Origin of the sequence: Lentzea tibetensis (assembly GCF_007845675.1) — a bacterium.
Classification (GTDB): domain Bacteria; phylum Actinomycetota; class Actinomycetes; order Mycobacteriales; family Pseudonocardiaceae; genus Lentzea; species Lentzea tibetensis.
Map to the genome: position 1 here is coordinate 49,255 of NZ_VOBR01000037.1, position 24,654 is coordinate 73,908.

At 69.6% G+C, this 24,654-nt stretch carries 21 protein-coding genes; 17 read left to right on the forward strand and 4 right to left on the reverse strand.

Features of this window, described 5'->3' with window-relative positions; all coding sequences use genetic code 11:
• Window positions 1-8: 8 nt before the first annotated feature.
• Window positions 9-815 carry a metal-dependent hydrolase gene (locus tag FKR81_RS37905; RefSeq protein ID WP_146359215.1) on the reverse strand — a complete coding sequence of 269 codons (807 nt, stop codon included), beginning with the start codon at window positions 813-815 and terminating at the stop codon, window positions 9-11.
• Window positions 816-978: 163 nt separating this feature from the next.
• Between FKR81_RS37905 and FKR81_RS37910 the strand changes: the two genes are divergently transcribed.
• From FKR81_RS37910 to FKR81_RS37940, 7 genes are all read left to right on the forward strand, one after another.
• Window positions 979-1,818, forward strand: a complete 840-nt coding sequence (locus FKR81_RS37910; protein WP_146359217.1) for an SDR family NAD(P)-dependent oxidoreductase — start codon at window positions 979-981, stop codon at window positions 1,816-1,818.
• Window positions 1,819-1,904: 86 nt separating this feature from the next.
• Window positions 1,905-3,128 carry an NADP-dependent isocitrate dehydrogenase gene (locus FKR81_RS37915; RefSeq protein WP_146359219.1) on the forward strand — a complete coding sequence of 408 codons (1,224 nt, stop codon included), beginning with the start codon at window positions 1,905-1,907 and terminating at the stop codon, window positions 3,126-3,128.
• Window positions 3,129-3,195: 67 nt separating this feature from the next.
• A complete protein-coding gene (locus FKR81_RS37920; protein WP_146359220.1) occupies window positions 3,196-4,371 on the forward strand; it encodes an amidohydrolase family protein in 1,176 nt (391 codons plus the stop codon).
• A 40-nt stretch (window positions 4,372-4,411) separates the two neighbouring features.
• Entirely contained in the window at window positions 4,412-7,342 is a 2,931-nt protein-coding gene (locus FKR81_RS37925; protein WP_146359222.1) for an NACHT domain-containing protein, read from the forward strand.
• Window positions 7,343-7,428: 86 nt separating this feature from the next.
• A complete protein-coding gene (locus tag FKR81_RS37930) occupies window positions 7,429-7,740 on the forward strand; it encodes an SH3 domain-containing protein (protein ID WP_146359224.1) in 312 nt (103 codons plus the stop codon).
• A gap of 98 nt (window positions 7,741-7,838) precedes the next feature.
• Window positions 7,839-9,221: a cytochrome P450 gene (locus tag FKR81_RS37935; protein ID WP_146359226.1), complete on the forward strand. Its 1,383-nt coding sequence runs from the start codon at window positions 7,839-7,841 to the stop codon at window positions 9,219-9,221.
• A 59-nt stretch (window positions 9,222-9,280) separates the two neighbouring features.
• A complete protein-coding gene (locus tag FKR81_RS37940; protein WP_146359228.1) occupies window positions 9,281-11,908 on the forward strand; it encodes a helix-turn-helix transcriptional regulator in 2,628 nt (875 codons plus the stop codon).
• 42 nt (window positions 11,909-11,950) lie between these two features.
• Here FKR81_RS37940 and FKR81_RS37945 read toward each other — a convergent pair whose 3' ends face one another.
• The gene (locus tag FKR81_RS37945) at window positions 11,951-12,265 is read right to left on the reverse strand and encodes a hypothetical protein (RefSeq protein WP_146359230.1); all 315 of its coding nucleotides are present in this window, start codon (window positions 12,263-12,265) and stop codon (window positions 11,951-11,953) included.
• 165 nt (window positions 12,266-12,430) lie between these two features.
• Here FKR81_RS37945 and FKR81_RS37950 point away from each other — a divergent pair, with 165 nt between their 5' ends.
• The 8 genes from FKR81_RS37950 to yhjD all read left to right on the forward strand — a co-directional run bounded on the left by FKR81_RS37950 (window position 12,431) and on the right by yhjD (window position 20,638).
• Entirely contained in the window at window positions 12,431-12,652 is a 222-nt protein-coding gene (locus FKR81_RS37950) for a hypothetical protein (RefSeq protein ID WP_146359231.1), read from the forward strand.
• An 11-nt stretch (window positions 12,653-12,663) separates the two neighbouring features.
• Window positions 12,664-13,458 carry an exodeoxyribonuclease III gene (locus tag FKR81_RS37955; RefSeq protein ID WP_146359233.1) on the forward strand — a complete coding sequence of 265 codons (795 nt, stop codon included), beginning with the start codon at window positions 12,664-12,666 and terminating at the stop codon, window positions 13,456-13,458.
• A gap of 327 nt (window positions 13,459-13,785) precedes the next feature.
• Window positions 13,786-14,013, forward strand: coding sequence for a hypothetical protein (locus FKR81_RS37960; RefSeq protein WP_146359235.1), 228 nt, complete (start codon window positions 13,786-13,788; stop codon window positions 14,011-14,013).
• Between the two features lie 91 nt (window positions 14,014-14,104).
• Window positions 14,105-15,715 (forward strand): TIGR03767 family metallophosphoesterase, encoded by a 1,611-nt coding sequence (locus tag FKR81_RS37965; RefSeq protein ID WP_146359237.1) that lies wholly within the window; start codon window positions 14,105-14,107, stop codon window positions 15,713-15,715.
• 58 nt (window positions 15,716-15,773) lie between these two features.
• On the forward strand, window positions 15,774-18,302 hold the full coding sequence (locus tag FKR81_RS37970) for a bifunctional FO biosynthesis protein CofGH (protein ID WP_268891606.1): 2,529 nt from the start codon (window positions 15,774-15,776) through the stop codon (window positions 18,300-18,302).
• A 121-nt stretch (window positions 18,303-18,423) separates the two neighbouring features.
• Entirely contained in the window at window positions 18,424-18,585 is a 162-nt protein-coding gene (locus FKR81_RS44060) for a hypothetical protein (RefSeq protein ID WP_186763412.1), read from the forward strand.
• Between the two features lie 13 nt (window positions 18,586-18,598).
• Window positions 18,599-19,615 (forward strand): tryptophan--tRNA ligase, encoded by a 1,017-nt coding sequence (gene trpS, locus FKR81_RS37975; RefSeq protein WP_146359239.1) that lies wholly within the window; start codon window positions 18,599-18,601, stop codon window positions 19,613-19,615.
• 24 nt (window positions 19,616-19,639) lie between these two features.
• Window positions 19,640-20,638 carry an inner membrane protein YhjD gene (gene yhjD / locus FKR81_RS37980; protein ID WP_235922144.1) on the forward strand — a complete coding sequence of 333 codons (999 nt, stop codon included), beginning with the start codon at window positions 19,640-19,642 and terminating at the stop codon, window positions 20,636-20,638.
• Window positions 20,639-21,641: 1,003 nt separating this feature from the next.
• On the opposite strand, the gene FKR81_RS37985 is transcribed toward yhjD, so the two are convergent.
• Window positions 21,642-22,931: a D-alanyl-D-alanine carboxypeptidase family protein gene (locus tag FKR81_RS37985; protein ID WP_146359241.1), complete on the reverse strand. Its 1,290-nt coding sequence runs from the start codon at window positions 22,929-22,931 to the stop codon at window positions 21,642-21,644.
• Between the two features lie 61 nt (window positions 22,932-22,992).
• Here FKR81_RS37985 and FKR81_RS37990 point away from each other — a divergent pair, with 61 nt between their 5' ends.
• Together FKR81_RS37990 and FKR81_RS37995 are read left to right on the forward strand one after the other, a co-directional pair.
• A complete protein-coding gene (locus tag FKR81_RS37990; RefSeq protein WP_146359243.1) occupies window positions 22,993-23,220 on the forward strand; it encodes an SCO4848 family membrane protein in 228 nt (75 codons plus the stop codon).
• A gap of 4 nt (window positions 23,221-23,224) precedes the next feature.
• On the forward strand, window positions 23,225-23,575 hold the full coding sequence (locus tag FKR81_RS37995) for a hypothetical protein (RefSeq protein WP_146359246.1): 351 nt from the start codon (window positions 23,225-23,227) through the stop codon (window positions 23,573-23,575).
• On the opposite strand, the gene FKR81_RS44575 is transcribed toward FKR81_RS37995, so the two are convergent.
• Window positions 23,544-24,038, reverse strand: a complete 495-nt coding sequence (locus FKR81_RS44575) for a hypothetical protein (protein WP_222598537.1) — start codon at window positions 24,036-24,038, stop codon at window positions 23,544-23,546. The genes FKR81_RS37995 and FKR81_RS44575 overlap by 32 nt on opposite strands.
• Window positions 24,039-24,654 lie beyond the last annotated feature (616 nt).

Genomic DNA, 24,654 nt, shown 5'->3' on the forward strand with positions numbered 1-24,654 from the left:
GCAAACGACTAGATGGGCAGAAGATCGAATCCGTCGAGGAACGGCAACGCGCCGATCTGCTGCAACGCCGCCAGTCCCAGCCACACCGACAGCAGCGTGACGACCGGCGCCACGATCGCCATCTCGACCACGCCACCGGTCTTCATCCGCATGATCTTCGGCGGCGCGACCGGGAACCACGTCTTGCCGCCGATCGGGATCGGCCACAGGATCGGGCAGCCCTGCTCGGTGATCGCGTCACCGACGTAGTGCGCGAAGCAGCCGACACCGACGGCGATGCCGCAGGCCGCCGCGCTCGCGGACGTCTGCGCGGTCCAGGCGATCATCGCCCAGGTGATGAGCCCGGACGTCACGGTGATCCACAAGGCGTCCTGCTTGGGGCACCAGTCGTTCATGATCCCGCGCACCGCCAGCCCGGCGAACAGGAACATCATCACGGGCAGCGCCCACTTCTGGCTGGTCTGCACGACCGTCGTCGTCAGCACCGCCGCGACCACCGCGAACACCAGCGTGTGGGTGAGCCCGCGGTGCCCGCCGTCGCGCTTCGAGTCGCGTTTCGTGCGCGTGATCCGGTAGACGACGCTGCTCAGCGCGTTGATGCCCGCCGAGGCGCCCGAACTCAGCGCGCCGAACGTCCGGGAGATCGTCGAACCGGGGTGGTCGAGGTCGGGCAGCAGCGCCGCGCCGGTCGCGAGCACCGCGCCGACGGCCCAGCTCTGCGGGCTCAGCTGGCCGATCGGGTGGCTGGCCGCCAGCGCGGTCACCGCCGACCACGCCAGCAGTCCGCTCATCGCATGCGTTGGCCCCGTTGACACCCGTGCGCCTCCTGTTGATCACCCGAACGTGCGCACAGTAGCCGCGCACTCCGACAGTCATCACGCAAACGCGGGAGAAGTGGCTCACCGTTGAGACGCGAGTGAGACGCCACCACCTCCGTTCGGGAGCAAAAGGGGAGCGGAGGGTGATGACGTCCGGGCCATGTCGAAGGTGTGGCTCATCACGGGAAGTTCGCGCGGTCTGGGCAGGGCGATCGCCCAGGCGGCGCTCGCCGCGGGTGACCGGGTCGTCGCGACCGCGCGGAACCCGCGGGACGTCGCGGACCTCGTCGAGGCGCACGGTGACCGGGTGTGCCCGGCCGCGCTCGACGTGCGGGACGCGGACCAGGCGCGCAAGGCCGTCGCCGCCGGCGTCGAGGCGTTCGGGCGGCTGGACGTCGTGGTCAACAACGCGGGCCGCGGCCTCGTCACGTCCATCGAGGACTGCACCGACGAGGAGTTCCGCGACCAGCTGGACACGAACCTGTGGGGGGCGATCGCGGTGACCCGCGCCGCGCTGCCGGTGCTGCGCGCGCAACGGTCGGGGCACTTCGTGCAGATGGGGTCGATCACCGGGCGCACCGCGGGCGGGTCGAGCGGCTTCGCCACCTACGTCACCGCCAAGCACGGCCTCGCCGGGTTCTCCGAGGCGCTGGCCAACGAGGTCGCGCCGTTCGGCGTGAAGGTGACGCTGGTCGAGGCGGGCGGCTTCACCACCGACTGGGCGGCGGGCTCGCTCACGTTCGCCGAGGTCCGCGAGGACTACGCGGGCACCGTCGGCTACTACACCGAGCTGATTCGCGCCGCCGCCGGGCGGATGCCCGGCGATCCGGCCAGACTGGCCGCGGTGCTGATGGACGTCGTGGCGATGGACGACCCGCCGTCACGGCTCCTGCTCGGCACCGACGCGCTGCGCACGGCCCGTGCCACCGCGCAGGCGCGTGCCGAGACGGACGACCGGTGGGAACACCTGAGCCGGAGGACGGACCACGAGATCGTGTGACAGGGTGAGCAGGGTCGCAGACGGGCGCCACCGGTTTACCAGTACGCTTGTCTTGCTTGCATCGTCGCGAGAGGAGCGCCCGGGTTATGGGCAAGATCAAGGTTCAGGGCACCGTCGTCGAGCTCGACGGCGACGAGATGACCCGGATCATCTGGCAGTTCATCAAGGACAAGCTGATCCACCCGTACCTGGACGTCACCCTTGAGTACTACGACCTGGGCATCGAGCACCGGGACGCGACCGACGACCAGGTCACCATCGACGCCGCCAACGCCATCAAGAAGCACGGCGTCGGCGTGAAGTGCGCCACCATCACCCCGGACGAGGCGCGCGTCGAGGAGTTCGGCCTGAAGAAGATGTGGGTCTCGCCGAACGGCTCGATCCGCAACATCCTCGGCGGCGTGGTGTTCCGCGAGCCGATCATCATCTCGAACATCCCCCGGCTCGTCCCCGGCTGGACCAAGCCGATCATCATCGGCCGTCACGCCCACGGTGACCAGTACAAGGCGACCAACTTCAAGGTCCCCGGCGCCGGCAAGCTGACGATCACGTTCCAGCCCGCCGACGGTTCCGAGCCGATCGAGCACGTCGTGACCGAGTACCCGGCCGAGGGTGGTGTCGCGATGGGCATGTACAACTACAACAAGTCCATCGAGGACTTCGCGCGCGCCTCGTTCTCCTACGGCCTGCAGCGCAACTACCCGGTCTACATGTCGACCAAGAACACGATCCTCAAGGCGTACGACGGTGCGTTCAAGGACATCTTCCAGAAGGTGTTCGACGAGGAGTTCAAGGCCGAGTTCGACGCCAAGGGCCTCACCTACGAGCACCGCCTCATCGACGACATGGTCGCAGCGGCCATGAAGTGGGAGGGCGGTTACGTCTGGGCGTGCAAGAACTACGACGGTGACGTGCAGTCCGACACGGTCGCGCAGGGCTTCGGCTCGCTGGGCCTCATGACGTCGGTCCTGATGACGCCGGACGGCAAGACGGTCGAGGCCGAGGCCGCGCACGGCACGGTCACCCGCCACTACCGCCAGCACCAGCAGGGCAAGCCGACCTCCACGAACCCGATCGCCTCGATCTTCGCGTGGACCCGCGGCCTCATGCACCGCGGCAAGCTGGACAACACCCCCGAGGTGATCCGTTTCGCCGAGGCGCTGGAGTCCACCGTCATCGAGACCGTCGAGAGCGGCCGGATGACCAAGGACCTGGCGCTGCTGGTCGGTCCCGATCAGGAGTGGCAGACCACCGAGGACTTCCTCGCCACGCTGGACGAGAACCTGCAGAAGAAGATGGCTTCCTTCTGATTCGAGTTCTTGATGTGACAGGGCCGCTCCCCAGGTGGGGGCGGCCCTTTCGCTTTACCCTGCCCTGATGCGCGGATACCGGGCCGACCGGGCCTTCGACGGCGAACGGGTGGTGCACGGCGGTGCACTGGTCCTCGTGGAGGACGGCAGGATCGCGGGCGTCGAGCCGGGTGACGCGGCCGTCGGCTGCCCGGTGACCCACCTGCCGGGAACCACCCTGCTGCCCGGCCTGATCGACACGCACGTCCACCTGTGCGCGGACAGCCGGCCGTTCGCGCTGGACCGCATCCCCGAGATGAGCGCCGACGAGCTCGACGCGGTCGTCCGGAAGTCCTTGCGGGACCAGCTGATGGTCGGCGTCACGGCGGTGCGGGACCTCGGCGACCACCACTTCGCGGTCGTCGACCGGCACCTCGGCGGCGACGGCCCGACGGTCGTCGCGGCCGGTCCGCCGATCACGTCCGCCGGTGGCCACTGCTGGTCGATGGGCGGCGAGGTGGACGGCGACGACGAGGCCCGCCGGGCCGTGCGGGAACGCGCCGAGCGCGGCGCGCAGGTGATCAAGGTGATGGCCAGCGGCGGCGTGATGACCGTGACGACCGACGTGCTCGTCCCGCAGTTCAGCGACGACCGCCTGCGGCTGGTCGTCGACGAGGCGCACGCGCTGGGCCTGCCGGTGGTCGCGCACGCGCACCCGGTCGCGGCGATCGAGCAGTGCCTGGACGCGGGCGTCGACGGCATCGAGCACTGCACGTGCATCGGTCCCACCGGGATCAGCACACCTCCCGGCCTGGCGGAACGCATCGCCGCGTCCGGTGTCGTCGTGGGCCCGACGCTCGGCCACGTGCCCGGAATGGAACCGCCGCCGCAGGTGCAGGCGGTCATGAAGCGCACCGGCATGACGCTCGAGGCCCGCCTCGCGCAGGTGGGTGAGCTGCACCGCGCGGGCGTGCCGATGATCGGCGGCGCGGACTCGGGCATCGGGCCGGGCAAGCCGCACGGCATCCTGCCGCACGCCGTGGCGCACATGGTCGGGATCGGGATGTCCTGCGCCGAGGCGCTGGCGTCGGTGACCGGTGCCGCCGCGAAGGCGTGCGGACTGGGTGACCGGACCGGACGGCTGCGCGCCGGCCTGGACGCGGATCTGCTGGTGGTGGCAGGCGACCCGCTCACCGACATCGCCGCGCTGCAGCAGGTCCGGCTGGTCGTGTCCCGCGGCGTCGAGGTTGATCTGAACGGGTGAGGAGGGTAGCGCTGACGGCCTGTTGACCGACGATGTCAGCGTGAACCTCGATCAGCTCAACAAGATCGCCGACCTCGGCTGGGGGTGGGCGGTCGTCGGCGTCGTGCTGCTGCTGTTGCTGTGGGAGGGCGCCAAGAAGTGGGTGCCCGCGCTGGTCGAGAAGCTGGTCAAGGGACTCGGCAACGTGCTGGCGGGCACCCGGTTCGTGCGCCGCTTCTCGTTGCGCGCCTACCGCGAGCAGGTCGAGCTGACCTGGTCGAAGCTGCCGATCCTCTTCGCCGACGTCGAGCTGGACGTCAGCACGATCTACGTGCCGCTGCAGGCCGTCGGCGGCACCGGCGCGGACGACGCGCACCGGCAGATCCGCGAGACCGACCACGTCGTCGTCCTCGGCCCGCCGGGAGCCGGGAAGTCCATGTTGCTGCGGCACTCCATGCTCACCTGGGCGCGCGGCGACGGTCGCGGGCGGGTGCCGTTGCTGCTGGAACTGCACCGCTGCAACGGGAACACGACGAAGCTCGAGGACCTGATCGTCGAGCAGTTCGACCGCAACGGCTTCCGCAAGGCCGGGCGGTTCGTCGACCGCGCGCTGCGCACCGGCGGGCTGGCCGTGCTGTTCGATGGACTCGACGAGGTCAACGCCGTCGAGCGCGACCGGGTCGTCGGACTGCTGAAGGACTTCACGACCAGCTACGTCGGCTGCCAGATCGTCGTCACCTGCCGCACCGCCGTGTACGACGAGCAGCTGCGGTCCGAGATCCCGGCGACGTTCCACGTGCAGGACTTCGACGAACGCCTGGTGCGCCGCTTCCTGCGGCAGTGGCCGGGATTCGACGCGGTCGAGCAGCTGATGAGCACGCTGCGGGACAGCCCGCGGATCATGCAGCTCGCGCGGAACCCGTTGCTGCTCACCATGATCGCGTACCTGTACGACCGGGGCGGCACGCTGCCGCACTCCCGCGCGGACTTCTACCGCGACGCGATACTCGAGCTGCTGCGGATCAAGAAGAACAACCGCTACCCGAGCCAAGCGAAGAAGGCGCTGCTCAAACACCTCGCGCTGGTGGCGCAGGACGTGCCGGCGCACGAGGTGGACCGGCGGACGCTGCCCTACGAGCGGGTGCTCGACGAGATCGCGAAGAAGCTGCCGAGCGTGTCCGTGCCCGCGGACCAGGCGGCGGACGTGCTGAAGGAGATCGTGGAGCGCAACGGGTTGCTGCTGGCGGTCGACGGCGGCGAGCGGTACCAGTTCGCGCACCTGAGCCTCCAGGAGTTCCTCGCGGCCGAGGCGATGGAGCAGGACCGCGACGGGCTGCTGGAGCGCTACCGGCACGCGCCGGCCGACTGGCGGGAGACGGTCAAGCTGTGGTGCGGGCTCGCCAGCTCCGACTGCGCGCCGATGATCGAGGCGGTGTTCGCCGACGACCCGCTGCTCGCGTTCGAGTGCCTCGCGGACGCGCAGGTGGTGAACGAGGCGGCGGCCAACCGGATCACCGCGCACTTCCAGTCGCGGCTGGGGGAGAAGTCGGACGCCGTCATCGCGGCCTTCGGTGCCGTCGCCTCGGATCCGCGCGTGCGCGGCAAGCGCATCTACCGGTTCCTCACCGAGGCCGCCCGCGGCGGTGACGAGAAGCAGCGGACCGCCGCACGCCGGGCGCTCGCCGCGACGAAGCTGCCTCAGGCGGCTGCCGTGCTGCTCGAGCTCGGCGCGCACAAGGAGCTGCCCGGTATGGGTGACGCCGCCGTGCCCGCACTGGCCGAGGCGGTGCGCGCGCGTCCGGTCAACCGCGAGCACGTGCTGGACCTCTGCCGGATCGGTACGCCTGCCGCCGCCCAGGTGCTCGCGACCCTGTTGTGGGAGAGCGACTCCACGAGCCGCCTGGCCGCCTGGTACCTGGCCCACCTCATCTCCGACCCCGACGTGGAGGCCGTGCTCGCTGAGACCGAGGTGGGGCAGGGACGCGTGCTGGACTGGGTGTGGGCTCCGTTCGACGACCCGGCCCGGCCCGCGCTGCGCCACGTCGTCGGCCGGATCGCGTTCCTCGTCGAGTCCTCCCGCGGCTCGCTCCTGCCGCGCAAGCGCGGCGTCGACCCCAGGCTGGCGCTGCCGCTGTGCGCGTTCCCGCTGAGCCGAGCCATGAGAGCCAGTCCGCAGCACGTGGATCGGGTGCGGGGCTGGGTGCAGTCCGAGATCACCGGTGACCGCATCTCGGGCGGCCGGGTCGACGTGGAAGCCTTCGAACGCGAGTTCCTGGAGCTGCAGGAGCAGTTGCTGCACGAGTCGCCCGCGCACCGCACCATGTTCAGCGGACTGGCGCCCAGCGTGCGGACCGGGCTCGTCATGCGGCTGGCGGAGAAGGACGTCGAGCTGCGCGAACAGGACTGGGCCGAGGTCCGCCGCGAGGACGACCCCTTCCAGCTCCACCGCAGCTGGCCGCACTACCTCGGCTGGGTCGCGATCGCGCTCGTCTGCCTGCCCACGATCGTGCTGGGCTTCGTGGCCAGCTGGTCCGGCTGGCCGCTCGGCCCGTCGTGGGTCGGCTGGGTGTGGACCGGGTTCGTGCTGATCAGCGTCGTGATGATCGGCTCGGCCAGCTTCTCGAACACCGACGCCGATCCGGGGCCGCTCTACCCGTTGCTGCTCCCGACCAAGCTGGGCATGGAGTTCAGGAGCGTCGACTGGCGGGACATCTCGGACATCCTGCTGTTCGTGATGGTCCTCCTCTTCGCCAGCTGGGCGCCGATCGCCGTCGGGCTCGCGTTCGTGGTGGGCGCGCACGAGTACGGCTGGGGCTGGGTCGCACTGGTGACCGGCGTCGCGACGGTGGTGACCGTCGTGTCGTTCACCTACGGGGCCCGGCGGGAGCGCAAGGCGCGCAATCCGCTGCGGGGGTTGCTGGAGCTCGACGCGAGCGCCGCCCGCACGCGCACCTCCGTAATCGCCAGCGGGGCGTCGTCACCCGTTAGGTGAGACTCGTGGGTGGTTCGGGCGACGAGCCCGCCGATCACCCCGTTCAGGCGCTATATCTGCACCTCAGAGCGGATGCAGGAGGCGTCATGTTGGGGATCCCGGTTCGAGGGATGATCGTGATCGGTGTCCTCGGCGTGGCCGGGGTCATGTACCTCGCGAACGGCGGCAAGCCGATGGGTGGCGACACCCAGCCGAAGATCTGCAAGATCACGGTGACGGCGGACATCCTCAACGTCCGGTCCGGGCCCGGCGACATGCAGCCCATCGTGTCGACGATGCCGCGCGACGCCGTCGCCCCCGCCGAGGCGCGGGTGGAGAACGGCTACCGCATGCTGAGCGACCGGCGGTGGGTGAGCCAGCAGTTCGTGGCACTCACCTCGGACAGCACCTGCACCTGACCATCCAGTTGAGACGATCTGGTGGCAGTGGCGTGACCAAAGTCCACATTGTCCATTGTGGATCAACAACCTCCCAGCACAGGCCCTAACTTCCGACCATGGACCACATCCCCCCGACGGTCTCCGGAGCGAGGCCGGTCATCGGTCACGGCGCTGAGTTCTTCTCCGCACCCGAGCGGCTGATCTGGCGCGGGTACACCGAGCACGGCGGGCTCTTCTCGCTGTCGCTGCCCGGCGTCCGCTCGGTCGTGCTGCTCGGCGCCGAGCGCAACAGGTTCTTCTACTCCGAGACGGACAAGGCGCTGTCGATCCGGGCCGCGTACCCGTTCTTCAAGCGCATGTTCTCGCCGGAGTTCTACGTCTTCGCCGGCGTCGAGGAGTACCACCGGCAGCGCGAGATCGTGGTGCCGCGGTTCCAGGGCCGCCAGCTGGAGAGCTACGTCGCCGCGATGGAACGCGAGACCGAGAGGTTCATCGACGGGCTGGGCACCGAGGGCGAGTTCGACCTCGTCGACGAGCTCGGCCCGCTCGTCATGCGGATCGCCGCCCGCTGCTTCCTCGGCGCGGACTTCGCGTCTCGCATGGACAGGGACTTCTTCGAGGAGTTCCGGAGGTTCTCCGGCGGCATGGGGTTCCTCCTCCCCGGCTGGCTCCCGCTGCCGAGGCTCGTCCGCAGCAGGCGCTCGCGCGACCGGCTGCGCGCCGTGCTCGGCGACATGATCAGGGAACGGCGCCGCAACCCGGTGCGGCCGGTCGACTTCCTGCAGACGCTCGCCGAGTCGCGCTACTCCGACGGCGAACCGGTGCCGGACCTCGTGCTGGTCAACCTGGTCCTGCTGCTCACCTGGGCAGGCCACGAGACGACCGCGGGGCACATCTCGTGGGCGGTCGCGGACCTGCTCGGCAGCCCGGACGACCTGCTGCGCGTCCGCGCGGAGAGCGAGCTGGCCGTCGCGGGCGGGTCGATCGAGCTGGCGGACACGAAGGTGCTGGCGCACCTGGACAACTGCCTGCACGAGAGCGAACGCCTGCACCCCGTCGCGTACATCCAGGCGCGCAAGGCCGCCGAGGACTTCGAGATGGACGGCTACCGCGTGCCGAAGGGGACGCTGGTGTTCTCGTGCCCCGCGGTGTCGCACCGGCTCCCGGACGAGCACGCGCGCCCGGACTCCTACTGGCCGGACCGGTACGCCCGTGGCAGGGAGGGCAAGCAGGAGCGGCAGTCGCTGATCGGGTTCGGCGGCGGCGTCCACCGGTGCACCGGCGTTCACTTCGCGTACCTCGAGATGAAGGTCATCCTCGCCCGGCTGTTCACCCGGTTCGACTTCGACCTGCTCGACGGTGCGCCGAAACCCGTGCGCGGCATGAAGACCAAGTGGCCGGAATCACCCTGCCGCGTGCGGTACCGAGCCAGGTCCCGGTCCGGGAAAGCCCTTTCCAGCACTGACCTCCCCCCGATAGGGTTGGGCCAGCTGGCCTAGAAAGGTCACGCGAACGCACCGCCGCGTGTTCGTCAGTTCGCAGCTGGAGAGGACACCGGGTGGCGGTAGCTGATCAGGTTGCCCTGGATCGCAAACCGGAGCTGAGCGCCGTGCGCGCCGTGCTGACCGAGGCGGCCGACGGCGTCCCCGCGGTCCTGTCCGTCGAGGGACGCGTCGGGATCGGCAAGACAGCACTGCTCGGTGAGATGACCAGGATCGCGAAGGACCTCGGCTTCCGGGTGTTCCGGGCCCAGTGCTCGGCGTCGGAGGCCGAGTTCCGCTTCGGCGTGGCGAGCCAGCTGTTCGACGCCGAGGCCGACGACATCGTCGAGCTGCCGGACCAGGCCGTGCTGCACCGGCTGCACCGGCACGTGCAGCAGCTCGCCGCGCAGGGGCCGGTGCTGCTGGCCGTCGACGACCTGGAGCACGCCGACCGGTCGTCCCTGCAGTTCCTCACCTACCTGCGAAGACGGTTGGGTGAGCTGCCCGTGCTGCTCGTCGTCACCAGGGGGCTCGCGTCCGACGGCGCAGACCCGGTGCTGCTGCGCGAGATCGTCGGCGACGCCCGCCGGATCCGGCTCGCCGGGCTCGACCAGCACGCCTGCACCCGCCTGCTCCGCGCGTACTTCCGCATCGGTGTCACCGAGGAGCTCGTCACCGCCTGGCGGTTCGAGACCGGTGGCAACCCGTACCTGCTGGCGCTGCGCCGCCGCGAACCGGCCGACCGCGCCGCCGAACTGACCGCGCGGCTCCGCCAGCACGGCGAGCCCGTGCTCGCGCTGGCCCGTGCTCGCGCCGTGCTCGGGGACGTCGACCTCCCGCTCGCCGCCGCGGCCGCCGACATCGACCCGCCGTCCGCCGCGGTCGCGTCCCGCGCACTCGTCGCGCTGGGCTTCGCCGAGGTGCCGATGGTGTCCGCGACGCTGCTCGCGAGCATGACCGAGCTGGAGCAGGCCGAGGTCCACCGGCGGGCGGCGTTGTTCCGCCACCGCGACCAGGCGCCGATCGCCGACGTCGCGGACCAGCTGCTCGCCGCGGCCACGATCGGCGAGGACTGGGTGTGCGACGTGCTGCGCCGCGCCGCACGCCACGCGACGCCGGACAAGGCGATCAAGTACCTCAACCGGTTGCTGCGCGAGCCGCTGGCCGAGGACGTGCGCGGACAGGTGCTGGTCGAGCTGGGTGAGGCGCAGTCCCACGTGGACCCGACCGCCGCGCGCGCGTCGCTGACCGAGGCGGCCGGGCAGCACATGGACGCCTCCGCCGAGGGGCGGATGGCGTTGCTGCTCGCCTACGAGCTGGCCGGCAGGCGGCTCTACCCCGACGCCGTGGCGACGCTCGACGGCGTGATCACCCGTGTGTCCACAGTGGATCCGGACCTGGCGCAGCGGCTCGACATGTACGCGCTGGCGCTCGGCCTGGAGGACTCGCACTTCTCACCCGAGGTCGAGGTGCGCATCGCGCGACTGCTCGGCGGCCGCATGACGTCCGTGCAGAACGAGCGGTTCCTCAACACGCTGCTCGCGTACCGAGGTGGCATGATCGGCGCGAACGCGCGCGAGACGCAGCAACGGGTGGGCGCGGCGCTGCCGTTCCGCTTCGGCAGGGACCTGGTCGACCAGTGGTCGTTCGCGCACCTCGTCGTCGCGCTGGTCGCGCTGGACGACTACGAGGTCGCCGCGGCGCAGTGCGAGGACGTGCTGAAGACCGCGCGATCACTCGACCTGGCGCTGTCCGCGGCGCTGGTGCAGGGCGTCCAGAGCCACGTGCTGCGGCGGCTCGGCCAGCTGCGCGAGGCCGAGTCGCTCGGCGCGGCGTCACTGGAGCAGCTCGACTCGCTGGGCGTCACCAGGGACACCAGCCTCGTGGTCACCATCGCCGCTCTCGTCGCCGTGCGGGTGGACGGGGGCAACGCGCGGGCGGCGCTGCACCTGTTGCGGGACAGGGATCTCGAGGGCGAGCTGCCGGACTTCGCGCACTACCACGCGGTGCTGTTCCAGCGCGGACGGCTGCGCGCCGCGCTCGGGGACCAGGCGGGCGCGCTGCGCGACCACCTGGAGTGCGGGCGGCGGATGGAGCGCAGGGGAGCGCGCAACCCGGCGGCTCAGCCGTGGCGCTCGCACGCCGCGCTCGCGCACCTCGCGCTCGGCGACCGGGACAGCGCCACCGAGCTGGCCGAGCAGGAGCTCGCGCTGGCACGGGAGTGGGGAAGGCCGATCCCGATCGGCATCGCGTTGCGCGCACTCGGCCTGGTGACCGGCTCGGTCGACCTGCTCGCCGAGTCCGTTGCGGCACTGCGGTCGACGCCCGCGAGCCTGGAGCTGGCGCGGTCGCTGGTCGACTGGGGCACGTGCCTGCGGGAGGGCGGTCGCGTCACCGAGGCGCAGGCGGCGCTGCGGCAGGGACACGACCTGGCGAAGCGGTGCGGCGCGGTCCCGCTGATGGGCATCGCGGCACGCGAGCTGCGGGCGTCCGGCGGCAGGCCGTCGCGGACCGTCAACGCCGACCCGAACGCGCTCACCGCGCAGGAGGAGCACATCGTCCGCCGGGCGATGCTCGGCCTGACGAACAAGCAGATCGCGGACGAGCTGTTCGTCACTCCGCGCGCCGTCGAGCTGCATCTCACCCGTGCGTACCGCAAATTGGGAATCAGCGGCAGAAGAAATCTAGCAGATGTACTGAAATAGGGGACCGGGATGGTCCCGGCCCCCTATTTGTGGTTCAGTGCGTCACTTGATGACGACGATGCCCGACGCGAGGATCTTCTTCTCGACCTTCTTGCCGTTGACGTTGACGGTCACGCCGACCTTCACCTCACCGGAGATGATGGTCTTGGCGTCGAGGTCGACGTCCACGGTGGTGCTGGCGTCCACCTTCACCTTGATGGTCTTCTTGCCCACGATCGCGACGACCTCGCCGGTCACGCTGGCCGAGGCGTCAGCGGACGTCGACGTCGTCGGAGCGGGAGCGGCGATCGCCTGAGCGCCGGTGAGGAAAATGCCGGCAGCGGCCATACCGACGAGAACACCCTTGATCGCGTTCATTTTCTTTCTCCTTGTTCGCGCTGTGGGGGGAAAGATCTTGGGCCCACAAACAACTTCGCGTATTCCGGGTGGGGTCGACAAGGGTGTTGGCCAAACAATTCGTGGTCGCCGAAGCGCGCGATCCCGTTCGCAAACGCCTTCGGTGGCGTATGGCAAAATGTCGGGATGCTGTTCAACGCGTTTCGGTGGGGCCGCAAGGGCGTGACCACCTGTGCCTGCTCGCCGGAGTGGCCGGGCCTCGTCACCGAGCTCGACGGAGAGCGCCTGCCCGGCGTCCCGAACCCCGACGGCGACGCGACGCTGGTCACCTACCTCGGCCTGAAGGCGCACTGCACCGGCTGCGGCGCCCGCTACCCGCACGGCTGGGCGGTCCAGGGCCGCGACTAGGGTTCCGGCTCGTGCTCACCGTCTCCACCGTCAACGTCAACGGTCTTCGTGCTGCCGCCCGCAAGGGCTATCTCGAGTGGCTTTCCGCGACGCAGGCCGACGTGGTGTGCCTCCAGGAGGTGCGCGCCGAGCCTGCTGAGCTTCCCGCTGACGTCCGCACGCCTTCGGGTTGGCACTCGTACTACGCGCACAGCGACATCAAGGGCCGCAGCGGCGTGGCCGTGCTGTCGCGCGTCGAGCCCTCCGCCGTGCGCGTCGGTTTCGGTGAGCGCGAGTTCGACGCTTCGGGCCGCTACGTGGAGATCGAGCTGCCGGACGTCGTGGTGGCGTCGCTGTACCTGCCGAGCGGTGACGTCGGCACGCCCAAGCAGGACGAGAAGGAGCGGTTCATGGCCGCGTTCCTGCCCTACCTCGTCGAACTGCGGGACAAGGCTCTGGTCAGCGGCCGTGAGGTCGTCGTGTGCGGGGACTGGAACATCGCGCACACCGCCGCGGACCTGAAGGCGTGGAAGACCAACCAGAAGTCGTCCGGGTTCCTGCCTTCCGAGCGGGCGTGGATGGACTCCGTGTTCGCGTCCGGGTACACCGACGTGATGCGTGCCCTGCACCCCGATGTGGCCGGGCCCTACTCGTGGTGGTCCTACCGGGGCAAGGCGTTCGACAACGACTCCGGATGGCGGATCGACTACCAGATGGCGACGGAGGGGCTCGCTGGATCGGCCCAGTCGGCGGTGGTGGAACGCGCCCCGTCGTATGCGGAGCGTTGGTCCGACCACGCTCCGGTTACCGTCGTCTACAGCGACTGAGCACAGCCTCGCGTCCCGAACCTGCTCGCTCTTGTCGAGTACGCCGTCTGGTTGACGTCTTCGTCGGCCGATGTGAAAGCCGGTAACCTGAAAGCAGTCGTCCGGGCCACACAATCCCGGGCGATTGGCTTGGGCGGGTGTCGGCAGCATCCGTCGAAGTCGCGCGCTTGGGAGGCCGAACCCAGGCGTGGCGCCGGGATGCGGGGACGGGGAACGGAAGTACGACAAGATCCACCCTGCCGAGGCGGACCTTGGTTCACCAGTGGAAGCTGGTTGAGCTGAGGCGCGCCTGCAGCTCGACCGGCCGGACCTGAAAGGCAGCGGGCCGTGGTCGAGCAGATCATCGTCGCAGTCGTAGCGGTCTCCTCCGCGTCTGTTGCGCTCTTCCGGTACCTCACCGTGCGCCAGTTCGTGAAAGCGGCGAACAAGAAGGATCTGCCGGCCATCGCGAACGCGGTCTTCCCGCGGTTCCAGGTCGGGTCGCGCCGGCCGGATCTCGACGCCGAACAGGGCGACCCGCGGCGCACCGGTGAAGGTGCCTCCGACGACCCTTAGCTACCGCCGAGTAGCCCGTCTGACGGATCGACTTCACCTGCCCTTTCCTGAAACCTGAAACCGTCTCATCAACGGCGATGGGAGACGGCGAATGGTGAAGGGGTTCAACCGGCGTCAGTTCCTCCAGGCGATCGGTGTCGGCATCTCAGGAGTCCCGCTGCTCGGGGCGGGGAGCACTACCGGCACCACGCTCGACAGAGCGGCCACCCCGATCGGGGCAACCGGCTACCGGCGGCTCACCGCCGGACCGGGATGGCCGCTCGTGCTCCGCGAAGACCTCGCGACCGCCAAACCGGGCAGGGAGAACCGGCGCACCGCGCTGGCGTGCTTCGTCCAGTTCTCCGACATGCACATCTGCGACGCGCAGAGCCCGATGCGGTTCGAGTACGTCCACCCGGTGATCGGGTCGGGCGCGCACCGTCCACAGGAGACGCTGACGGCGATCGGGTCGACGGCGTTGGTGCGCAAGGTGAACAGCCTCGAGAAGGGGCCGTACACCGGGCGGAAGTTCGACTTCGTCATGACCACCGGTGACAACACCGACAACCACGAAACCGTTGAGCTGGAATGGTTCCTGCAGGTGCTCAACGGCGGCACGATCACCCCGAACACCGGCGACCTCGCCCGGTTCGAGGGCGTGCAGAACGCGAACCTCCAGCAGTACTGGCAACCGCACACCTCCGCGAGCGACGACTACAAGGTCAAGGGGTTCCCGGCGATCCCCGGCCTGCTCGACGCGGCGATCAGGCCGTTCACCAGTCCCGGCCTGGACGTTCCGTGGTACTGCACGGTCGGCAACCACGACGACAGCGTCGTCGGCGCGCTGCCGGACGGGCTGCTCGACGGCGTCTACACCGGACGCCGCAAGGTCGTCGGGTTCGGCAGCGCGGTGGAGACGCGGAAGGTCGCCGCGGCGTTGACCGACCCGAAGTACGTGACCGAGGCGCTGGCGCTGCTCACCACCAAGGGCGTCGTCCGCACGGTCACGCCGGACGCGCGGCGCGTGCCGTTCACGCCCGGCGAGTTCGTGCGCGCGCACCTCGACCCGCGCAACACCGGGCCCGGACCGGCCGGGCACGGGTTCACCACCGACAACGCCGACGGCAAGGACGTGTACTACGCGTTCCGCATCGCCGACGGCGTCACCGGCATCAGCCTCGACACGACCACGCTCGGCGGGTTCGCCGACGGGTCCATCGGGTGGCACCAGTACCGGTGGCTGGAAGACGTTCTGCGCAGGGGCGGCGACCAGCGGTTCATCGTGTTCAGCCACCACACCAGCCGCTCGATGGGCAACGTGCTGCCCGACCGGCGCCGCCCGCTCGACCCGCGGCTCACCGGCGACGCGCTGGTGCGGCTGCTGCGGAAGTACCCGCGGGTCGTCGCGTGGGTCAACGGGCACACGCACCGCAACGAGATCACCGCGCACGGCAGCTTCTGGGAGATCAACACCGCGGCGCACGTCGACTATCCGCAGCACGCCCGGATCATCGAGATCGTCGACAACGGTGACGGCACGCTCAGCCTGTTCACCACCTTGATCGAGCCGGAGGCTCCCTACCAGGCAGGATACGACGATCTGAGCGAATCCGGGCTGGCCGCGCACTACCGCGAGCTCATGCACAACGACGTCCACCTCAACCCGGCGAGGCTCGGAAAGCCCGCCGACCGCAACACCGAACTGGTTCTGACGGTGCGTTAGCTCACACGGTTCAGGAAGTGAACGGGAATGTCCGTTGCCTAAGGTCGTTGACGTGGCAGTGACGACTATTGGGGACATCTCGGTGCCTCCGCCCGAGCCCCGCCCGAGCGAGGCCGCGATGCGGCGCGCTCTGCGGCGGGCCTCGGACGGCGCCGTGCTCGACGTGACCGAGGCAGCGGTGCTGCTCCACGCACGCGGCGCGGACTTGGACGCACTGCTCGCCGCCGCCGGCCGGGTGCGCGACGCGCACCTCACCGCCGAGGGCAGGCCGGGCACGGTCACCTACAGCCGGTCGGTGTTCATCCCGCTGACCAGGCTGTGCCGCGACCGCTGCCACTACTGCACGTTCGCGACCGTCCCGCACAAGCTGCCCGCCGCGTTCCTCGAACGCGACGAGGTCGTCGAGATCGCCAGGAAGGGCGCGGAACAGGGCTGCAAGGAAGCGCTGTTCACACTCGGCGACCGGCCTGAAGACCGCTGGCCGCAAGCGAAGGAGTGGCTCGAGGCACGCGGGTACGACTCCACTTTGGACTACGTCCGCGCGTGCGCGATCGCGGTCCTCGAGGAGACCGGACTGCTGCCGCACCTCAACCCCGGCGTGCTGAGCTGGGAGGAGCTCCAGCGGCTGCGGCCCGTCGCGTCCAGCATGGGCATGATGCTGGAGACCACGGCCGAACGCCTGTGGAGCGAGAAGGGCGGCCCGCACTACGGCAGCCCGGACAAGGACCCCGCGGTCCGGCTGCGCGTGCTGACCGACGCCGGCCGGGTGAACGTGCCGTTCACCACCGGCATCCTGATCGGCATCGGCGAGACGCTGACCGAGCGCGCCGAGTCGCTGCACGCCATGCGCGGCATCGCGAAGCAGTACGGGCACATCCAGGAAGTGATCATCCAGAACTTCCGCGCCAAGCCGGACACCGCGATGAAGGGCGTGCCGGACGCCGATCTGCACGACCTCGCCGCCACGATCGCCGTCGCGCGGCTCGTGATGCCGTCGAGCGTCAGCGTGCAGGCGCCTCCGAACCTCGTCGGCGAGGAGTTCGACCTGATGCTCCGCGCGGGCATCGACGACTGGGGCGGTGTGTCGCCCGTCACGCCGGACCACGTGAATCCCGAGAAGCCGTGGCCCGCGCTCGACGAGCTCCGCCTGCAGACCGAGAAGGCCGGCTTCGAGCTGCACGAGCGGCTCAACGTCTACCCGCGCTACGTCCGCGCCGCCGCTGGCCAGTGGATCGACACCAGGCTCACCGCGCACGTCGGGGCGCTCGCGCAGGCCGACGGGCTCGCAAACGCTTCCGCGCCGGTCGTCGGCAGGGACTGGCAGGAGCCGGACGGCGGGCTCGACACCTACGGCCGCGCCGACCTGCACACCGCGATCGACACCGAGGGCCGCACGTCCGACCGTCGCGGCGACTTCAACGAGGTCTACGGCGACTGGGCGTCGCTGCAGGTGCCGACGGCACCCACGAAGCTGCCGGAGGACGCCGCTCGCGGCCTCAGGATCGCCGCTGACGACCCCGCGAAGCTCCTGGAGGACACCGAGGCGGCCATGGCGCTGCTGACGGCCGACGGCGCCGCACTGGAGACGATGGCGCGCCTCGCCGACGAGCTGCGCGCGTCCGTCGTCGGCGACGACGTCACGTACGTCGTCAACCGCAACATCAACTTCTCGAACGTCTGCTACGTCGGCTGCCGGTTCTGCGCGTTCGCGCAGCGCGAGCGGGACGCCGACGCGTACCGGCTGAGCGTCGACGAGGTCGCCGACCGCGCCGAGGAGGCCTGGCTGGCCGGCGCGACCGAGGTCTGCATGCAGGGCGGCATCGACCCGAAGCTGCCGGTCACCTACTACGCGGACGTCGTGCGCGGCATCAAGAAGCGCGTCCCCGGCATGCACGTGCACGCGTTCAGCCCGATGGAGATCGTCAGCGCCGCCGCCAAGGCGGGCGTCAGCGTCAAGGAGTGGCTGACCGAGCTGCGCGAAGCCGGACTCGACACGATCCCCGGCACGGCGGCGGAGATCCTCGACGACGACGTCCGCTGGGTGCTCACCAAGGGCAAGCTGCCGGCCGCGACCTGGCTCGAGGTCGTCGCGACCGCCCACGAACTGGGGATTCGCTCGTCCAGCACGATGATGTACGGCCACGTCGACCACCCCGGCCACTGGCTCGGGCACTTCCGCGCGCTGGCCGCGCTGCAGGACCGCACGGGCGGGCTCACCGAGTTCGTCGGACTGCCCTTCGTGCACCGCAACGCCCCCATCTACCTGGCCGGAGTCGCCCGTCCCGGCCCGACGCGCAGGGACAACCGCGCGGTGCACGCGTTCGCCCGGCTCGCACTGCACGGCCGGGTCGACAACATCCAGTGCTCGTGGGTGAAACTCGGCGACGAGGGCACTGCCGAGGTGCTCAGGGGCGGTGCGAACGACATCGGCGGCACGTTGATGGAGGAGACCATCAGCCGCATGGCGGGGTCCGAGCACGGCTCCGCGAGGACGGTGCGTGAGCTGGAGGCGACGGCGACGCTGGCGGGTCGTCCGGCCAGGCAGAGGACTACGACGTATGGGCGAGTGACACCCCAAGATCGGTGACCGATAGTCTCCAATCAACTCATGCACGCTACCGTCGTTCGGTAGCTTGGCGACCATTCAGTCATCAGAGTTCACCCGTAACGGTGATGGAGGCTCGGCAGTGCTCAGCTTGAGTCTGGCCGTGAGTGCTGCGGAGAGCAGCATCTCCGCCGCTGGTCCGGTCGGTCTGATCGCGGTGACCGCAGGCATCGGCGGCTTGGTGTACGGCCTGGTGCGCAGGCGCAAGGCGGTGCCGGTGGCACCGCAGAACCAGCGCGTCGTCTCCGACGTCGAGCAGGTCTGAGAAGATTCGTCCCGTGTCCGAAAGCACCGCACCTGTTTCGCGTCCTCGCGTCCTCTCCGGCATCCAGCCGACGGCCGGTTCGTTCCACCTCGGCAACTACCTGGGCGCGGTGCGGCAGTGGGTGAGCCTGCAGGAAGATCACGACGCGTTCTACTGCGTCGTCGACCTGCACGCGATCACCGTGGAGCAGGACCCGAAGCTGTTGCGGCAGAACACCCGCGTGTCGGCGGCGCAGCTGCTGGCGCTGGGCATCGACCCGGAGCGCTCGACGCTGTTCGTGCAGTCGCACGTGCCGGAGCACGCGCAGCTCGGCTGGATCATGCAGTGCCTCACCGGTTTCGGCGAGGCCAGCCGCATGACGCAGTTCAAGGACAAGTCGGCGCGCAACGAGTCGTCGGTCGGCGTCGGGCTCTTCACGTACCCGATCCTGCAGGCCGCGGACATCCTGCTGTACCAGGCGCATTACGTGCCGGTCGGTGAGGACCAGCGCCAGCACCTGGAGCTGACCCGCGACCTGGCCGGGCGCTTCAACTCGCGCTACGGCAAGAACTTCCGGCTGCCCGAGGCGTACATCGTCAAGGACACCGCCAAGATCTTCGACCTGCAGGACCCGACGGCGAAGATGAGCAAGTCCGTACCCGGTGGCGTGGTCGAGCTGCTCGAGGACACCAAGAAGTCCGCGAAGAAGATCCGCTCGGCGGTCACCGACACCGGCCGCGAGATCATCTTCGACGTCGAGAACAAGCCGGGCGTCTCGAACCTGCTGACGATCTACTCGGCGCTGTCCGGCCGTTCGGTCGACGACCTGGTGACCGCGTACGACGGCAAGGGCTACGGCGACCTGAAGAAGGACCTCGGCGAGGTGTTCACCGAGTGGGTCACGCCGATCCAGGCGCGCGTCGCCGAGTACCTGGACGACCCGGCCGAGCTGGACAAGGTCCTCGCGCGCGGCGCGGAGCACGCCCGCGAGGTCGCGTCGGTGACGCTGCGTCGCACGTACGAGAAGATCGGGTTCGTCGCGCCGGTGTAGTGCCGGTGGACTAGCGTCCTTTTCGTGGACAGGTTGCGGCGCAAGTACGCGTGGCTCGATCACCTCATGCGCGCCTACGAGCGCTACACCGAGAGGTACGGCGCCCATTACGCCGCGGCCGTCACGTACTTCAGCGTGCTGTCGCTCGTGCCGATCCTGATGATCGGCTTCGCCATCGCCGGTTTCGTGCTGCAGTCGCAGCCGGAGCTGCTGGCGCAGCTGCAGGGCAGCATCGCCGAGGCCGTGCCCGACAAGGAGCTGAGCAAGCAGATCAACGAGGCGGTCACGACCGCCTTGGAGTCCAAGGGCACCGTCGGCATCATCGGCCTGCTGGGTGCCGCGTACTCCGGTCTCGGCTGGATGAGCAACCTGCGCGACGCGCTGACCGCGCAGTGGGGTCACGACAGGAAGAGCCTGCCGTTCCTGTCGACGCTGCTGCGCGACCTGCTGTCGTTGCTCGGCCTCGGACTGGCGATCGTGGTGTCGTTCGGCATCACGGCCGCGGGCAGCGGGTTCGCCGAGCTGGTGCTGCGGTGGCTCGGCTGGTCCGAGGAGGGCTGGGCCGTCGCCCTGCTGCAGATCGGCGCGATCATCCTGTCGCTGCTGGCGAACTGGGTCGTGTTCCTGTGGGTGCTGACCCGGTTGCCGCGTCAGCGCGTCGGCTGGCGCTCGGCGCTGAAGGGCGCTTTCGCCGCCGCCGTGGGTTTTGAGGTGTTGAAGCAGGTCGCGACGTTGTTCCTGAAGACCGTGACCTCGTCGCCCACGTCCGCCGCGTTCGGGTCCGTGATCGGTGTGCTGGTGTTCGCGAACCTCGTCGCCCAGTTCCTGCTCTACATCACCGCGTGGACGGCCACTGCGCGCGAGAACCTCGAGCCTGAGGTCGTGGCCGCTCCCGCGCCCGCGGTGATTTCGCCTGTCATCGAGATGCGGTCCGGGCCGTCTGGGCGGACTGCGGCCGGGCTGCTCGGTGTGGGTGCTGTGGCGGGGTTGTTGCTGGCTCGGATGGCGCGGAAGCCGCGTTAGCCGGCTTTCCGTGCGCGCCCGGTGCTGCTGTGCCGCGGGGCCTGCTGCGCGGTCCTGCTGCGCGCGGTCCTGCTGTGCCGGGGCCTGCTGTGCCGGGTCGTGTCGGTTCTAGCGCGCCCCGGCCGTGCCGCGCGGGTCTTGTCGCGTCGGGCTTGCCGTGCCGGGTCGTGTTGCGTCGGGTCGTGTCGGTTCTAGCGCGACTGGCCGTGTCGCGGATCTTGTCGCGCCCGGTTCTGCCGTGCCGTGCTCGATTCTGGCGCGCCCAGCTGTGTCGCGCGGGCTTGCCGCATCGGGCCTGTTGCGTCCGGTCCTGATGCACCCGGCTTGTCGCGCCGGTTCCTGTCGCGCTCGGTCCTGCCGTGCCGGGGCTGGCGCACGGCCGTGTCGCGCCGGTCCTGCCGTGCCGGGTCGTATCGGGTCCTGCCCCGTGTTGTGCCGGGTCCTGTCGCTCCGGTCGCGTCGGGCCTGTTGCGCCTGGTCTGACGCGCCCTGGCCGTGTCGCGCCCGGTCCCGTCTCGCTGAGCCTGTCGCGCCGGGTCGTGTCGCGCGGGTCGGCTCGCGTCGGTCCTGGCGTGCCCGGCCATGTCATGCGCGTCTTGTCGCGCCGGGCCTTGTCGCGCTGGTCCTGTCGCGCCTCGGCCTCTCGCATGGACCTGTCTCGCGTGCCTGTCGCGTCCGGCCTCGTCTGGCCGGGGCCTGTCGAACCTGCTCTCGTCGGCCAGCCCGGTCGAGCTCAACCTGCCCGTCGGACACCTCAGGTCCGGCCGAGCAGGTGGGCAGCCTCGTCGAGTCTGCCCAGCCTGAGCCCACGCCGCCCCCCGCGTTCCTCTTCCTTTGCGGGAACGAACGGGACCCCACCTTGCGTTCCTCACCATCGGGCGATGTGGATAGGCACCGAGCGTCAGCGGATCGCTGCGCTTGATGCCTGCAGAGGAGCCCGATGGCCTCACCCGTGTGGGTGGAGCAGCGCCCGCACCCCGTGTCAGGTGCGGGCGGAGAGCTATCAGGCGCCCTGGGGAGCCTGAGTCGTCTGCGTGGCGGCGGCCTGCGCGGCCTGGCGGCGAGCGCGTGCCTTCTTGGCCCGCTTGTTGCGGATGTACATGAACAACCCGAACAGCAGACCGATACCGGCGACGGCCGTGATGGGGCCGCCGACGTTGCCGAACGCGGACGGTGCGGCCCGCTCGGACTTGTTGTCGTCGGTGGACGTGGCGTCCTCGGCGTTCGGCGGCTGGGTCGTCACGACCTTCTGCTTCGGCTGCGGCGCGCCGGTGACGAGCTGGCCGATGCCGCCCGGCGGCATCGTGAAGCCGTAGTCGAGCAGCTTGGCGGCCTGGTCCGTGACGCGCGGCGTCGCGGAGCTGCGCAGCAGCGCCACGACGAGACGGCGGCCGTTGCGCTCGGCCCCGCCGACGTAGGTGTGCTGCGCGTCGTCGGTGAAGCCCGTCTTGCCGCCCAGCGCGCCCTCGTAGCCTGCGAGCAGGCGGTTGTCGTTGTTCAGCGTGATCGTGCCGCCGTTGCGGCCGGGGAACTGGGCCTGCTGCAGCTTGATGGCCTCGGCGAACTCCGGATACTTCATCGCGCCGCGGAAGATCAGCGCCACGTCGTAGGCCGACGTGCTGGTGCCGGGGCCGTCCAGACCGGAGGGCGTGACGGCGCGCGTGTCGAGTGCGCCCAGTTCCTTGGCGAGCGCGTTCATCTTGCGCAGCGCGTTCGGGACGCCGCCGAGCTGGCGGGCGAGCGTGTGCGCCACGTCGTTGCCCGACGACAGCATCAGCGCCTGGAGCAGCTGACGCACGGTGTACTGGCCGCCGTCGCGCAGCCCGACGCACGTGCACTCCTGCTCGAGGTCCTCGGCGGTGGCGGTCGCCACGGTGTCGCCGCGCAGCTCCTTCGCCACGACCATCGCGAGCAGCACCTTGATGACGCTCGCGGGCCGCTGCCGGCCGTGCGGGTCGTACGCGGCCAGCACGGCGCCGCTGTCCATGTCCGCCAGGATCCACGAGCCGGCCGTGATGTTGTTCGGCAGCTGCTGCGAGTTCGGCGGCAGGATCAGCCCGCACTCGCCGAGCCGGTCGCCGCCCACGGGCGACTCCGGCACCTCCAGCGCCGCGGGAGCTTTCACGCCCGGCTTCGGCTGTTCGGACGTGTCCACCGGTGGCGGCGGCGTCTCGCGGTTCGCGCAGGCAGTCGGGCTGCTCGACGCAGGTTGTGCGGTGCCGGTCGGTGCGGCGAACGCGGCAGTGGCCGTCAACAGGACCAGGGCGACGATGAGCCGTTTGGTGAAGGGCACGGGTTCAGGCTATCCACCCCGGTTGAGTGACCTTCACCCACCACGTCCGATACTGCTCGCCGTGAAGCTCTCCCGTGGGATGTCGGTCTTCCTGGTGGCCTTCGGGGTGTGGTCGTGGGTGATCTGGCCCACCTTCCTGCGCAACATCTGGAAGGACCCCCGCTCCTGGGCGGACGGGCCGACCCCGTTCTTCACCGTGCACCTCGTGCTCGTGATCGCTTCACTAGTCTTCGGGACGGTCATCGGCGTACTGGGTGCGCGTGGACTGCTGGCCTTGAAGCGGAGGTAGTGCCGTGGAGTTCGTGCGTTTGCTGCTGGTGTTCCTGCACCTGCTCGGCATGGGCATGCTGATCGCGATGATCTTCGTGCAGTGCCGTGCCGGTGCGGACGCGCCGGTCAACAAGGGCTGGCTGCACGGCAGCGGGCTGCAGCTGCTGACCGGTGTCGCGCTCGTCGGAATCGACCCGGTGGTCGACTCCGTGAGCTACAACCACATCAAGATCGGCGTGAAGCTGCTGGTGCTGGTCGTCATCGGTGTGCTGGTGGCGATGAACGTGTCCAAGCCCGCGTCACCGAAGTGGCTGCTGCCGACCCTGGCCGGTCTCGTCGTGTTCAACGTGGGCCTGGCGGTCTTCTGGACGTGACCCGCACCGGCGGGCGCGGTCTCGCTTCCGCAGCCTGGTGCGCCTTGAGCAGCTCGTTCGCGACCCGTTGCGGGTCCGTGCGCAGTCTGGCCGGCAGGGTCTGCACCAGGACGATTCCCGCGGTGGCGTAGCGCGTGTTGCGCTCGAGGGTTCTCGCGTAGGACTTCGGGTCCAAATGGAACTGTCGTGAGTCGATCTCCCACGCCAGTGCCACGTCGTCGAACCACGCGTCCGGGCGGCCCAGTACGGTGCCGTCCGGGCCCTCGATCGTCGCGTTCCAGTACTTCGTGGTGAGGCCGATGCTCCTGGACAGGTTCAGTGCGTCCTGTTCCGCCACTGAGCGGACCTCGTGCAGGTCTGCCAGCAGTTGTCTCAGGTGACTCGTGCCGTGCGTGTTGCCCTGTTTGAGCTCTCGCTCCAGGTGTTGTGGGTCGCAGAGGCCCTGTTGGGCTGCGTTCGCCACCAGCGTGGTGATCGTGTCCGGGTTTGTCGTCGTGCGGCAGGCGTCGTAGATCGCCCTTGCCGGTGGGGCTAGAGGGAAGCCGTCTACTAGTACCGGGGCCGGGATGTGTGTGGTGTGGAGGATGACCACGTAGTTCGCCCCTCTGCGTTTCTTGGGGACCAGTACGTGGATTTGTTTTGTTTGTGGGATGCGTAGGCCGTAGCGGCGGCAGGCTTCTGGGCCGGTGATCATTGCCTGAGGGCCTGCCCTGAGTAGGGCCGCTGCTGTTAGTTGGTCCCTGGTCGGGGGGCCGTTGTGTAGTAGGACTATTCCCGGGAACAGGCGTTGCCACGGGCCTCCTGGGCGGCAGCGCCTTGACGCTGCTTCTGGGGAGATGTCCAGGTCTTCGACTCTTCTGACGCCTTGTTGGTCCATGCGTTTTAGCGTGGGGCTTGTTGGTTGTTGGGCGCTATCTGTTGGGGTGGTGAACGGGCCGTTCACTGCGGGGCTTTGCGGTGTGGGCTTTGCGGTGTGGGGTGGGGAGGGTCTCGCTGATCACCAGAGGTCGCCACATCGACAATGCCCTGTCAAGGCGGAAAAGCTGCCTTGACAGGGCATTTTCGATGTGGCAAGGCTT

Coding starts and splice junctions, on each gene's coding strand:
- FKR81_RS37910 (WP_146359217.1), top strand. CDS start 979: ATGTCGAAGGTGTGGCTCATCACGGGAAGTTCGCGCGGTCTGGGCAGG.
- FKR81_RS37915 (WP_146359219.1), top strand. CDS start 1,905: ATGGGCAAGATCAAGGTTCAGGGCACCGTCGTCGAGCTCGACGGCGAC.
- FKR81_RS37920 (WP_146359220.1), top strand. CDS start 3,196: ATGCGCGGATACCGGGCCGACCGGGCCTTCGACGGCGAACGGGTGGTG.
- FKR81_RS37930 (WP_146359224.1), top strand. CDS start 7,429: ATGTTGGGGATCCCGGTTCGAGGGATGATCGTGATCGGTGTCCTCGGC.
- FKR81_RS37935 (WP_146359226.1), top strand. CDS start 7,839: ATGGACCACATCCCCCCGACGGTCTCCGGAGCGAGGCCGGTCATCGGT.
- FKR81_RS37945 (WP_146359230.1), bottom strand. CDS start 12,265: ATGAACGCGATCAAGGGTGTTCTCGTCGGTATGGCCGCTGCCGGCATT.
- FKR81_RS37950 (WP_146359231.1), top strand. CDS start 12,431: ATGCTGTTCAACGCGTTTCGGTGGGGCCGCAAGGGCGTGACCACCTGT.
- FKR81_RS37965 (WP_146359237.1), top strand. CDS start 14,105: ATGGTGAAGGGGTTCAACCGGCGTCAGTTCCTCCAGGCGATCGGTGTC.